Raw genomic sequence first — 12,185 nt, 5'->3', positions numbered from 1 at the left:
GGGCCAAAGTACCGAGACCGGTCGCTCTGGCGACCAGAGCAGCCCTCGGCCGTCATCCTTTTTCATAGTGTCGGTTCCGGAGACCGTGCGGGGCGACCCGTAGGATGCGGCCTCCCACACATCGGTCATGTCACAGGAAGCGATCTTCGAGAAAGTGCGCTCGATCGTTGCCGAGCAGCTCAGCGTCGATGCCGCCGAGGTGAAGCCCGAATCGAATTTCCAGAACGACTTGGGTGCCGACTCGCTTGACACCGTCGAGCTGGTGATGGCCCTGGAAGAAGCCTTCGACATCGAGATCCCCGACGAGTCCGCGGAAGGGATCACCACCGTCGGCGATGCCGTCACCTACATCCAGGACAAGCAGGCCTGAGGTTGTCGATGGTGGAGGGTCTCCGCCGCGTCGTGGTCACGGGCCTCGGCGCGGTCACACCGATCGGCAACAGTGTCTCCCAGTTCTGGGAGGGCTTGAGCACGGGTCGCAACGGCGTCGCAGCGATCACCCTGTTCGATGCGTCCCGCCATTCCTGTCGCTTTGCGGCGGAAGTCAAGGATTTTGATCCCAGTGGGAGCATTGAGCGCAAGGAGGCGAAGCGCTGGGATCGTTTCTGTCAGTTTGCCGTTGTGGCCGCCAAGCAGGCCGTGGCCCAGGCGGGGCTGGACATCGAAGCTGTCGGGCCTGGGCGGGTCGGGGTTTCGATCGGCTCCGGGGTGGGGGGTCTGCTGATGATGGAGACCCAGGCCCATGTGCTGGCCGCCAAGGGACCGGATCGGGTCAGCCCCTTCTGTGTGCCGATGATGATTCCCAACATGGCCACCGGGCTGACGGCCATCGCCCTTGGGGCCAAGGGGCCCAGCACGTCGGCCTCCACCGCCTGCGCCGCCGGTTCCAATGCGATCGGCGATGCCTATCGCCTGATCCAGCTCGGGCTGGCAGACGCCATGGTGTGCGGCGGAGCCGAATCGGCCATCACGCCGCTGGGGGTGGCTGGTTTTGCTAGCGCCAAGGCTCTTTCTTTCCGGAATGATGACCCGGCCACGGCCAGTCGGCCGTTCGATCTGGAACGCAACGGCTTCGTGATCGGCGAGGGCGCCGGGGTGCTTGTGCTCGAAAGCCTCGACCATGCCAGGGCCCGAGGGGCCGGGATCCTGGCTGAGGTGGTGGGTTACGGCATGTCCTGCGACGCCTATCACTACACCCTGCCCTCGCCAGAGGGGGTGGGAGCGGCGGAGGCGATCCGCCTGGCTCTGGCCGATGCCCAGCTGGAGCCGGAAGAGGTGGATTACGTCAACGCCCACGGCACCAGCACCCAGGCCAATGACAGCAACGAAACCGCTGCGATCAAGTCCGCGCTGGGTGCCCGTGCCATGGCCATTCCAGTCAGTTCGACCAAATCGATGACCGGCCACCTGCTTGGAGGCAGTGGCGGCATCGAGGCTGTGGCCGCCGTGATGGCGATGGCCCACAACCTGGTCCCCCCTACGATCAACTACCACACTCCAGATCCGGCCTGTGATCTGGATGTCGTGCCCAACCAGGCGCGGGAACAGACAATGAACGTCGTGCTCTCGAACTCCTTCGGGTTTGGCGGTCACAATGTTTGCCTTGCCTTCCGCCGGATGAGCTGAACGTCCGTTCCGCTCCCCCAGAGGAAACCCTCTCCACCCCACCCCTCTTCGCCATGGTCGCCGCCCCCGCAGTGGACACCCTGTCCATCGACACGCTCTGCATCAACAGCATTCGCTTCCTGGCGATCGATGCGGTCAACAAGGCCAATTCCGGCCATCCCGGCCTGCCGATGGGTGCGGCGCCGATGGCCTACGCCCTCTGGGACAAGGTGCTGCGCCACAACCCAAGCAATCCCAAGTGGTTCAACCGGGATCGCTTCGTGCTCTCGGCCGGCCACGGTTGCATGCTGCTTTATTCGCTGCTGCACCTCACCGGCTATCAGAGCGTTGGCCTGGAAGACCTCAAGCAGTTCCGGCAGTGGGGCTCGAAAACACCGGGGCACCCGGAAACCTTCGAAACCCCTGGCGTGGAGGTCACCACCGGCCCCCTCGGCCAGGGCATCGCCAACGCCGTTGGTCTGGCGATCGCCGAAGCCCATCTGGCGGCGAAATTCAACAGGCCCGGTGCCCAGATCGTTGATCACTTCACCTACGTGATCATGGGCGATGGCTGCCATCAGGAAGGCATCTCCAGTGAGGCGGCCTCCCTGGCCGGCCACCTTGGCCTCGGCAAGCTGATCGCTCTCTACGACGACAACCACATCACCATCGATGGCGACACCGGCGTGTCGTTCACCGAGGATGTGATCAAGCGCTATGAGGCCTACGGCTGGCATGTTCAGCATGTGGCCGACGGCAACACCGATGTGGCGGCGATCACCCGGGCGATCGAGGCGGCCAAGGCCGTCACCGACAGGCCCAGCCTGATCAAGGTCACCACCACGATCGGTTACGGCTCCCCGAACAAGGCCAACACTGCTGGTGTGCACGGCGCGGCCCTCGGCGCCGATGAGGCCGAGCTCACCCGGGCGGCGCTGGAGTGGACCTATGGCACCTTCGAGGTGCCCCAGGCGGCCTATGACCACTGGCGCGAGGCGATCAGCCGAGGTTCAGCTGCCGAGGCGGAATGGACGAGCGGCCTGGAGACCTACCGCAGCCAATACCCCACTGAGGCAGCGGAATTTGAACGGATGCTGCGTGGCGAGCTGCCCCAGGACTGGGATGCCAATCTGGCCAGCTTCACTCCTGCCGACAAGGGCCTGGCCACCCGCCAGCATTCCTACAACTGCCTCAATGCGATCGGACCCAACCTCCCCGAGCTGATCGGTGGTTCGGCAGATCTCACCCACTCCAACCTCACCGACATCAAGGGTGAAGCCAGCTTTCAGAAAGGGGGTGAGGCCAACCGCTATCTGCACTTCGGTGTGCGGGAGCACGCCATGGCGGCCATTCTCAACGGCCTCGCTTATCACGGCAGCGGACTGATCCCCTACGGCGGCACCTTCCTGGTGTTCGCGGGATACATGGTGGGGGCGATGCGCCTCTCGGCCCTCAGTGAACTGGGTGTGATCTACGTGCTCACCCACGACTCGATCGGCCTTGGCGAAGATGGTCCCACCCACCAGCCGGTGGAAACCCTCGCTTCGCTCCGCTCGATTCCGAATCTCCTGGTGATCCGCCCCGGTGACGGCAACGAGACCAGCGGCGCCTATCAGGTGGCGGTCACCAACCGCAAACGCCCCACGGTGCTGGCGCTCAGCCGCCAGGCGATGGCCAATCAGGCCAACTCTTCAGCGGGGCAGGTGGCCAAGGGGGCCTACATCCTTGAAGACAGCGACGGCACCCCCGAGCTGATCCTGATCGGCTCAGGCACCGAGCTCGACCTCTGCGTTCAGGCTGCAGCGGTGTTGCGGGCCGAAGGTCGCAACGTGCGGGTGGTTTCGATCCCTTGCGTGGAGCTGTTCGAGGAACAGGATGCCGCCTACCGCGAGTCGGTGATTCCCGCTGCGGTGCGCAAGCGCCTGGTGGTGGAGGCCTCGGGCTCGTTCGGCTGGCACAAATATGCCGGCCTCGACGGTGACACGATCTCGGTGGATCGCTTCGGTGCCTCAGCTCCGGGTGGCGTTTGCCTTGAGAAGTTCGGCTACACCGTCGACAACGTGGTGGCGAAGGCGAAGGCTCTGGGCTGATAGCTCGCCTCAGCGGGTCAGCTTTTCTGAACCGCAACCGCCGCGATCGCCGGCTTCCGCCAACCTGCAGCGAGCAAGGCTCGCTTTCCCTGGATTCCGTCATCGCCCTTGAGCAGGTTGGCAAGCACTTCGGCGCCACCCGTGCCGTGGAGGGGATTGATCTGAGCGTCGGGCGCGGCGAATTCTTCGCCCTGCTCGGTCCTTCCGGCTGCGGCAAGTCCACCACGCTGCGGATGATCGCCGGTTTCGAGCGGCCCAGCCAGGGCACGATCCGGCTGGAAGGGGTGGATGTGACGGCAACTCCTCCCCATCGCCGCAACGTCAATACGGTGTTTCAGCATTACGCCCTCTTCCCTCACCTCAGCGTGTGGGACAACGTGGCGTTCGGACCCCGCTCGCGCCGCCTGGCCGAACCGGAGGTGCGGCGTCAGGTGGGGGAGATCCTGGAGCGTGTCCGCCTGTCCGAGCTGGCGGCTCGACGCCCCGGGCAGCTTTCCGGTGGGCAGCAGCAGCGGGCGGCGCTGGCTCGGGCCCTGGTCAATCAACCCGCGGCGTTGTTGCTCGATGAGCCGCTTTCCGCCCTCGATCCCGGCCTGCGCAGCACCTTGCAGGAAGAGCTCAAACGCATTCAGAGGGAGTGCGGCATCAGCTTTCTGATCGTCACCCACGACCAGGAAGAGGCCCTGGCCCTGAGCGATCGGCTGGCGGTGATGAATGCCGGTCGGATCGAGCAGATCGGCCCGCCCCGCCAGGTGTACGACGCCCCCAGCTCCTCCTTCGTGGCCCGCTTCATCGGCCGCGCCAACCTGCTGGCGGGCGGCGACGGCCGCAGCCAGCTGCTGCTGCGGCCTGAACAGCTGCGGCTGCAGGCCGATCCCCTGCCCTCGGATCCGGCTGAGCAGGCTGTCAGGGCCCGCGTCAGCGCCGTGACCTTCCAGGGTCCGTCGCTGCTGGTCGAGCTGGATGCCGCCGATGGCAGCCCCTTAGTGGTCAGGCTGAACCGTTGGGATGCGATGGCGTCGGTACGGTCGGGCGAAAGCCTCTGGGTGGTGTGGCAGACCGCTGCCGCCCACCGGCTCACCGTCTGATCGATCAGCCCAGCCATGCCCCTGCCCCTGAGTCCCCGCCTGACGCGCCGCACCCTGCTGCGCCGCCTCACCCTTGCGGGCGCCGCAGCCGCGGTGGGCCCTGGTCTGCTGGCGGCCTGCCGTGGTGGCGGTGGTCCGGGCGCCGCTGACGGTGACGCCCGCGGGTCGTTGGTGATCTCCAACTGGCCCATTTACATCGATCCCAGTCAGGACGGGGTCCCCGGCACGGTGGAGCGCTTCACAAAGCAGACCGGCATTCCGGTGACCTACAACGAGGATTACAACGACAACGATGCGTTCTTCGCCAAGATCCAGCCGGTGCTGGCTGCAGGCAAGACCATCCCCCAGAACATTTTCGTCACCACTTACTGGATGGCGCAACGATTGATCGATCTGGGCTGGGTGGAGGCGCTGCCCCTCGACGCCGTGCCGAATGCCGCGAACCTGATCCCGACCCTGCGCAAGCCATCCTGGGATCCCACCGGAGCGTTCAGCCTGCCCTGGCAGTCGGGCATCGCGGGGATCGCCTACAACAGCGAAGTCACCGGGCGTGAGCTCGACTCGATGGACGATCTGTTTGATCCGGCCTTCAAGGGGAAGGTGGGCTTCCTCACCGAAATGCGTGACACGATCGGCCTGCTGATGCTGGCCGATGGCAAGGATCCAGGCCAGCCCAGCTACGCCGCCGCCGAACCTTCGTTCAAACGGCTTGAGCAGGCCAAACAGAACGGTCAGATCCGCGCCTTCACCGGCAACGACTATCAGGACGATCTGCTGGCGGGAAATTTCGCCGCCTGTGTGGCCTGGTCGGGCGATGTGGCCCAGCTGGCGCTCGAACAGCCGAAACTTCGCTTCGTTGTGCCTGAGAGCGGCGGGATGCTCTTCACCGATGTGATGGTGATGCCCAAGGGTGCTTCCCATCCAGCCGCTGTCGCCGAGTGGATGAATTTTGTCTACACCCCCGCCGAGGCAGCGCGGATCGCGGCGGCGGTGCAGTACATCACCCCGGTTGAGGGCGTCCAGCAGCTGCTGGCGAAGGATCCCGCCACCAGGGCCCTGGCCGCCAATCCCCTCAACTTCCCCGATGCGGCCCTGGAGGCACGGTTGAAGATCTTCGGTCCGCTCACGCCCAGCGAGGAGGTCCGGTTCAATGAACGCTTCGCCACGATCATCAGTGGCTGAGGCACGTCCGAGTTGGCCGTGGGCGCTGCTGGCCCCTGGTCTGCTCTGGCTGTTGCTCTGGTTCGTGGCGCCTCTGGCGAGCCTGGTGCCGATGTCGCTGTCGGAGCCACGCGACCGCTTCAGCCTGGCGGTGAACTTCACAGGACGCCTCGACAACTACGCCGAGGTGATCGGTCAGTACGCGCCGATCCTGCTGCGCTCCCTGCAGATCGCCGGCAGCGCCAGCCTGATCGCCCTGCTGATCGCCTATCCCCTGGCTTGCTGGATCAGCTTTCGCGGTGGCCGCTTCAAGGGGTTGCTGCTTGGCCTGGTGGTGGTGCCCTTCTTCACCTCCTATCTGGTTCGCACCATCGCCCTGACGACCCTGCTCGCCGATCAGGGGCCGGTGCTGAGCCTGGTCCGGGCCCTGGGCCTCGACGGCGGCCTGGAGAGCATCGGCCTGCTCAGTGATGGCCGTCTGCTCAACACGGCCGCGGCTGTGGTGATCGGCCTGGCTTACAACATGCTTCCTTATCTGGTGCTGCCCCTGGTGGTGAGCCTGGAGTCGATCGAGCCTCAATGGCTCGAAGCCGCCGCCGACCTGCACGCCGGTGGGTTCAGCACGTTTTACCGGGTGATCTGGCCCCTCTCGTTGCCGGGGCTCAGTGCCGGTGTGGTGCTGAGCCTGATTCCGGGGCTGGGGGATGTGGTGAATGCCCAGTTCCTCGGCGGTCCGAACGACCGGATGATCGGCAACGCCATCTCGAACCTGGTGCTGGTGCAGGGCCAGGCTCCGAAGGCGGCCGCCCTGGCGCTGCTGCTGATGACGCTGATGACCGGGGCTGTGCTGGCCCAGGTGCGGCGGCATGGCAGCAGGGAACTGACGGCGTCATGAGCAGGATCGCCGCACGCCTGCTCACTCTTTGGGCCGGTCTTGCCTATGGGCTGCTGTTCGCGCCGATCGTTGTGATCGTGCTGTTCAGCTTCAACCTCCCCTCCGGCCGCTTCAACCTGATCTGGCAGGGCTTCACGCTGGAGAACTGGCTCCATCCATTCCGGGACAGGGCCCTCACCGATGCGTTCCTGACCAGCCTCAGCCTTGCCCTCGCCGCCAGCCTGATCGCCACGGTGCTCGGCGGCCTGATGGCGATCGGCCTGAGCCGTTCCCAGGGGCGGGCCCATGGGGCGATCGAGCTGCTCCTGGTGTTGCCGCTGACAAGCCCGGAGATCGTGCTGGCCGCCTCACTGCTGAACCTGTTCGTGCAGATCAACCTGCCCCGCGGTTTCGGCACCCTGGTGCTGGCCCACAGCCTCTTCTGCCTGAGTTTCGCGGCCCTCACCATGAAGGCCAGGCTGGGCGGGGTGGACTGGAGCCTGGAAGCCGCCGCCCAGGACCTCGGCGCAACCCCGCTGCGCACCTTCGGGCAGATCACCCTGCCACTGCTGGCTCCTGGATTGCTGGCGGCCTTCCTGCTTTCCTTCTCCCTTTCCCTGGATGACTACATCATCAGCGCCTTCACCGCCGGCCAGGTGATCGTTTTCCCCCTCTACATCGCCGGGGCATTCCAACGGGAAATCTCGCCCCAGATTCATGTGATGGCCACCATGGTGCTGCTGGTGAGCATCGGGTTGCTCGGGCTTGGTCTTGGCTCGAATGACGGGGAATGAAGGCGCTGATGCGTTCTGTTTCTGACAGCCTGGAGCTATGGCCTCTCTCCCACCGCTTCGTCCCTGCCTGCTCAGCGGTGGGCAGAGCCGGCGGATGGGCACCGACAAGGCCCTGCTGGCCCATCCCTGCGGCGGCACCTGGCTGGAGCACAGTCTGGGGCTGCTGGGCCGATTTCAGCAGCCGGTCACCCTGCTGAGCCGCCATCCCCAGCACGGCGAGCTGGCGCTTCAGTGCGCTGAGCGCGATGGCTTCCGCCTTGAGGTGCTGCTGGAGCCGCCGCCCTGGGAGGGGCCCCTGCTGGCTCTCAGGCGCCTGATGCTTCACCACAGGGGTCTGCGGCTGTTGCTGACCCCGGTCGACATGCCCTGGCTTCGCCTCGAGGCCCTGCAGGAGCTGGTGGAGGCAGCCGACCATGACCCGGCCAGGATCCAGGTTGCCCATGACGGCCAGCGCCTTCAACCCCTCGTTGGGATCTATCCCGCCAGCTTGAACCACTGCGATTCACTCGACGACTTCACCGCCCGTGGCGGCCGCAGCCTGCTGCGGTGGCTGCGCCAGGAACGCAGCTTCCGTGCCGTCGCCCTGGATCCGCTCCAGCTGGTCAACGCCAACACTCCGGCCGACTGGCCGGCCAGCCGCAACCAATCGGGGTGAAGCTGCGCCAGGCTTGGCGGGCGGCGCCATCCCACCCCCTGCCGATGCTCGGACCGGCCTTGCCACGTGATCGCCTCGGCCGCCCGCCAGGAGTGTTGCGTCTCTCCCTCACCGCCCGTTGCAACCTTGCCTGCCCCTACTGCTGCCCGGACAGCCATGACCCGCCGGAGCTGCTGACCCAGGCGGAGCGGCTCCGGCTGGTGGGCGCGGCGGCGGAGCTGGGCTTCAGCAGGTTGCGGCTGACCGGCGGTGAGCCTCTGCTGCACAGGGGTCTGGAGGAGCTGGTGGCGGCCCTGCGGCCCCTGCGCGGAGCGCGGGACGGCTCAGGTTCGCCGGGGCTGAGCGAGATCGCTCTCACCACCAATGGGGTGTTGCTCAGCGCCGAGCGGGCCCGGGAACTGCGGGCAGCGGGCCTGGATCGGATCACCGTGAGCCTCGATGGCACCGATGGCGCCAGCGTGGCGCGCATGGCGGGCCTCGCCGGTGGGGCCATGGCTGGAGAGGCCGTGCTCGAGAAGGTGCTCAGGGCCCTCGACCATGCCTCTGGCGCTGGTTTCGATCCCGCCAGGGGCGCTCTCAAGCTCAACGCCGTGATCGCCCGCGGCCGCAACGAGGATCAGCTGCTGCCCCTGGCGGAGCTGGCCCGGCAACGGGGAATCGAACTGCGGCTGATCGAGTTCATGGACGTGGGCAACCGCAATGGCTGGCAGCCGGATCTGGTGCTGCCCGCTGCCGAGATGGTGCGGCGGATCGGCGCCCACTGGCCGCTTGAGCCCCTGGGTCGGCAGGCCCATGGCACGGCCGGCCGCTGGCGCTACCGCGATGGCGGGGGGCATCTCGCCGTGGTGGCTTCGATCTCGGCCCCCTTCTGCGGTGACTGCGACCGGCTGCGCATCACCGCCGACGGGGTGGCCTATACCTGCCTGTTTGCTTCCAGTGGCCTGGATCTCAAGCCCTGGTTGCGCTCGCCTTCAGCCGCTGGGGAGTCCCTGAGCGGGGCGATGCGGAGTCTCTGGAGCCGACGCCACGACCGTTACAGCGAGGAGCGTGCCGAAGAGCATTCTTCAGGGCCTGCCCCAACCCAGCGCTCCCATGCAGAAATGGCCTACCTGGGGGGGTGAATGAGGCTGGGATTCAAGCCAACGTGCTGATGAACTCAGCCACGCAGAGCTGCCGGCAGTAGCCCCGAAAGCAGCTGAGGGCCGCCCGGTGGCGCTCGGCTGATTCGGCCATGCAGGCATCGATCAGGCAGATCACGTGGTAGCCGCGATCGGCCGCATCCTTGACGGTGTGATCGATGCATTGATCGCTGAGCAGGCCCGCCACCACCAGCTCGGTGATGCCGATGTTGCGCAGCAGATAATCGAGGCTGGTGGAGTTGAAGGGGGAGGAGGAACTCTTCGGCAGCACCAGTTCATCGGGCCGGGGAGCGAGGGCTTCGATCACCCGGGCCTCCCAGCTGCCCGGGGCAAAGCCCAGGCCGGAGCGCTTGTAGTCGAGGCTGCGGTCGCGGCCGTCGGCGGTGAGGTTGGCGATCACGGTGTGGATCACCTCCAGGCCGCTCGAGCGGGCGTGGCCCAGCGCCTGCTCCAGCCGGGGCAGGACCGCCGCCTGGAAGTGGGCGTCGAAGCCGGGCGGCCGAGCTGGGTGCGGCGGATGAGGCAGCGTGGCGAGGGGAGTGGCTCCAGCGCTGCCGGTGGGACCGGCCGGTCCGCAGGTGCCGTTCTGGATGTCAACCAGGAGCAGGGCCGTGGGAGCCAAGGGAGCAGGGACCGCGGCCTCCACCATGGCCTCTGTCACCGAATCGGGCAATGATTTCCTGGCCCGTGGCTGCCTTGCCGTGCCGGACCTCCCCAGCGCCACCGCCCAGACCACTGCCCAGACCACCGCCCAGACCACCGCACTGCTGGAGCGCGGCCTGCGCCGGCTGGCGATCACCTTCGTGAATCACGCCGGATCGGTGCTGGTGAAGGGGGTGCCGCTGGAGCGGTTGGCGCTGGTGGCAAGCCAGGGAGTGGGCTTTTCACCGGTGGCCGATGCCTTCGGGGCCACGGGCCTGATCGATCCGCAGCAGAGCCTGGCCCGCCCTGATGGCGACCTGCGCCTGAAGCCCGATCTCACCGCGCTGCGCCCGCTCGACCCTGCCTCCGGCTGGGCCTGGGCCCCGGGCGTCCGCCATGGCCGCGATGGTGAGGTCTATGCCCTGGATCAGCGCGGTTTCTGCGCCCGGCAGCAGGCGGCTTTCGCGGCTGCCGGCCTGAGCGCCCTGGCTGGCTTCGAGATCGAGTGGATGGTGGGGCTGCCCCAGCCGCTTGGCGGTGCCGGGGGCTGGAGTCCGGCGGTGGTGGGCGGCCCCTACGGCGCTGATCGCCTGGTGCAGGGGCTCGATTACCTCACTGCCGTGGCCGAGGCCCTCGATGCGGCCGAGCTCTCCTGGCTGCAGCTGCACCCGGAGTACGGCGCCGGCCAGTTCGAGCTGGCGCTGGCGCCGGCGCCGCCGCTCGAGGCCGCCGATCGCCTGGTGGCGGCGCGCCTGGTGATCCAGCAGGTGAGCCGTCGCTTCGGCTGGATCTGCAGCTTCGCCCCTGTGGTGACGGCTGATCTGGTGGGCAATGGCGGCCACCTGCACCTGAGCGTGGCGGACCAGGGTGTGCCCCTTCTCGGTGGCGGCACGGGCACCGCTGGCCTCACGGCCCGGGGGGAAGCGCTGCTGGCGGGTCTGCTGGAGCAGCTGCCGGCCCTGATGCCCCTGGCCTGCGCCCTGGCGGTGTCGTACAAGCGGCTGGCCCCGGGCCGCTGGGCGGCGCCTTTCCAGGTCTGGGGGGTGGAGAACCGGGAGGCGGCCCTGCGCCTGGTGCCGGCCGGTGGGGGTGAGCCCGGCCACCTGGAGCTCAAAGTGGCCGATCTCAGCGCCAACCCCTACCTGCTGGTGGGCGCGGTGCTGGGGGTGGCGCAGAACGCCCTGCAGCAGCCCAGGTCCCTGCCGCCGCCGCTTTCGGGCGACCCCGCCGCCGCATCTGCCGCCGTGGCCCCGCGGCTTCCCCAGACCCTCTCGGAGGCGGTGCAGGCGTTCGAGGCCAGCCCGGTGCTGAGGGAGGCGATGGGGGAGGCTCTGCAGCGCACCGTGGCGGAGTCACGCCAGGCTGAGGTGCGCCGCAGTGATGCCCTCCCCGAGGAGGCCTTGATCGCCTCCACCCGCGCCTGGCCCCTCACTGGTCTTTGAGCATGAACGAGCCGAGCCCCACTGCCAGCTGGAGCCCAACGACCCCACCAGCCGAAGACCATCTGGCCAGCAGCGCGATCGTTGACTGGCATACACCCGTCGTGCGGTCACTGGCGCGGCAACTGGGCGATGGCACCCAGCTGCAGGTGGCCGAACGTTGCTTTCTCTGGGTCCGCGACCGTGTGCGCCACAGCTTCGACATCGTCGGCGCAGGCCCCACATCCATGGGCACCACCACTGCCACCACTGCCACTGCCGCCACACCAGTGACCTGCACGGCCTCGAAGGTGCTGGAGCGGCGCAGCGGTATCTGCTTCGCCAAAAGCCATCTGCTGGCGGCCCTGTTGCGGGCGAACGGGATCCCGGCTGGCTTCGGGTATCAGCGCCTCTGTCTCAACGACAGCGGTCCGCCCTTCGTCCTGCATGGCTTCAACTGGGTGGCGCTGCCCGGTTTCGGCTGGCATCCACTCGATGCTCGCGGCGATCGCGAGGGAGTGGCGACCCGCTTCGAGCCACCGGCATTCTCTCTGGCCTACTCGGCGCGCCTCCCCGGCGAGCGCACCGATCCGCAGGTGTTCGCAGAGCCCCTGGCCGCGGTGGTGACGGCCCTGCGCCAGGCCCCGGACCTGGTCGCCCTGCGCCACTCCCTGCCCGACTGGCAGCCATGAACCACGCCTGGTGGGTGGTGCACTAGC

At 67.4% G+C, this 12,185-nt stretch carries 12 protein-coding genes; 11 read left to right on the top strand and 1 reads right to left on the bottom strand.

Annotated features, from left to right (window positions below):
- Positions 1-127 precede the first annotated feature (127 nt).
- From acpP to KQ307_RS04175, 9 genes are all read left to right on the top strand, one after another.
- Positions 128-370, top strand: a complete 243-nt coding sequence (gene acpP / locus KQ307_RS04215; protein ID WP_071800803.1) for an acyl carrier protein — start codon at positions 128-130, stop codon at positions 368-370.
- An 8-nt stretch (positions 371-378) separates the two neighbouring features.
- Positions 379-1,626 (top strand): beta-ketoacyl-ACP synthase II, encoded by a 1,248-nt coding sequence (fabF, locus tag KQ307_RS04210; protein WP_259727056.1) that lies wholly within the window; start codon positions 379-381, stop codon positions 1,624-1,626.
- Positions 1,627-1,679: 53 nt separating this feature from the next.
- Positions 1,680-3,695, top strand: coding sequence for a transketolase (gene tkt, locus KQ307_RS04205; protein ID WP_259727083.1), 2,016 nt, complete (start codon positions 1,680-1,682; stop codon positions 3,693-3,695).
- A gap of 146 nt (positions 3,696-3,841) precedes the next feature.
- Complete coding sequence (locus KQ307_RS04200) at positions 3,842-4,783, top strand: ABC transporter ATP-binding protein (RefSeq protein ID WP_259727055.1); 942 nt, start codon at positions 3,842-3,844, stop codon at positions 4,781-4,783.
- A 15-nt stretch (positions 4,784-4,798) separates the two neighbouring features.
- Positions 4,799-5,965: a PotD/PotF family extracellular solute-binding protein gene (locus tag KQ307_RS04195; RefSeq protein ID WP_259727054.1), complete on the top strand. Its 1,167-nt coding sequence runs from the start codon at positions 4,799-4,801 to the stop codon at positions 5,963-5,965.
- The gene (locus KQ307_RS04190) at positions 5,958-6,839 is read left to right on the top strand and encodes an ABC transporter permease (RefSeq protein ID WP_259701752.1); all 882 of its coding nucleotides are present in this window, start codon (positions 5,958-5,960) and stop codon (positions 6,837-6,839) included. The genes KQ307_RS04195 and KQ307_RS04190 overlap by 8 nt, the downstream gene beginning before the upstream one ends.
- Entirely contained in the window at positions 6,836-7,612 is a 777-nt protein-coding gene (locus KQ307_RS04185) for an ABC transporter permease (RefSeq protein WP_259727053.1), read from the top strand. The genes KQ307_RS04190 and KQ307_RS04185 overlap by 4 nt, the downstream gene beginning before the upstream one ends.
- Before the next feature lie 37 nt (positions 7,613-7,649).
- Positions 7,650-8,267 (top strand): molybdenum cofactor guanylyltransferase, encoded by a 618-nt coding sequence (locus tag KQ307_RS04180; RefSeq protein WP_259727052.1) that lies wholly within the window; start codon positions 7,650-7,652, stop codon positions 8,265-8,267.
- Positions 8,268-8,311: 44 nt separating this feature from the next.
- Positions 8,312-9,388 carry a GTP 3',8-cyclase MoaA gene (locus KQ307_RS04175; protein ID WP_259727082.1) on the top strand — a complete coding sequence of 359 codons (1,077 nt, stop codon included), beginning with the start codon at positions 8,312-8,314 and terminating at the stop codon, positions 9,386-9,388.
- 13 nt (positions 9,389-9,401) lie between these two features.
- Here KQ307_RS04175 and KQ307_RS04170 read toward each other — a convergent pair whose 3' ends face one another.
- Positions 9,402-10,028, bottom strand: a complete 627-nt coding sequence (locus KQ307_RS04170; protein ID WP_259727051.1) for a cysteine hydrolase family protein — start codon at positions 10,026-10,028, stop codon at positions 9,402-9,404.
- A 25-nt stretch (positions 10,029-10,053) separates the two neighbouring features.
- On the opposite strand from KQ307_RS04170, the gene KQ307_RS04165 reads away from it, so the two are divergent.
- Together KQ307_RS04165 and KQ307_RS04160 are read left to right on the top strand one after the other, a co-directional pair.
- Positions 10,054-11,490, top strand: coding sequence for a glutamine synthetase (locus KQ307_RS04165; RefSeq protein ID WP_259727050.1), 1,437 nt, complete (start codon positions 10,054-10,056; stop codon positions 11,488-11,490).
- A 2-nt stretch (positions 11,491-11,492) separates the two neighbouring features.
- Positions 11,493-12,158 carry a transglutaminase family protein gene (locus tag KQ307_RS04160; RefSeq protein WP_259727049.1) on the top strand — a complete coding sequence of 222 codons (666 nt, stop codon included), beginning with the start codon at positions 11,493-11,495 and terminating at the stop codon, positions 12,156-12,158.
- Positions 12,159-12,185 lie beyond the last annotated feature (27 nt).

This window comes from Synechococcus sp. CS-1326 (assembly GCF_025128115.1).
Taxonomy (GTDB): Bacteria; Cyanobacteriota; Cyanobacteriia; order PCC-6307; family Cyanobiaceae; genus Regnicoccus.
The sequence above is the reverse complement of the archived record's forward strand: the minus strand, read 5'-3'. Positions and strand labels throughout refer to the sequence as shown.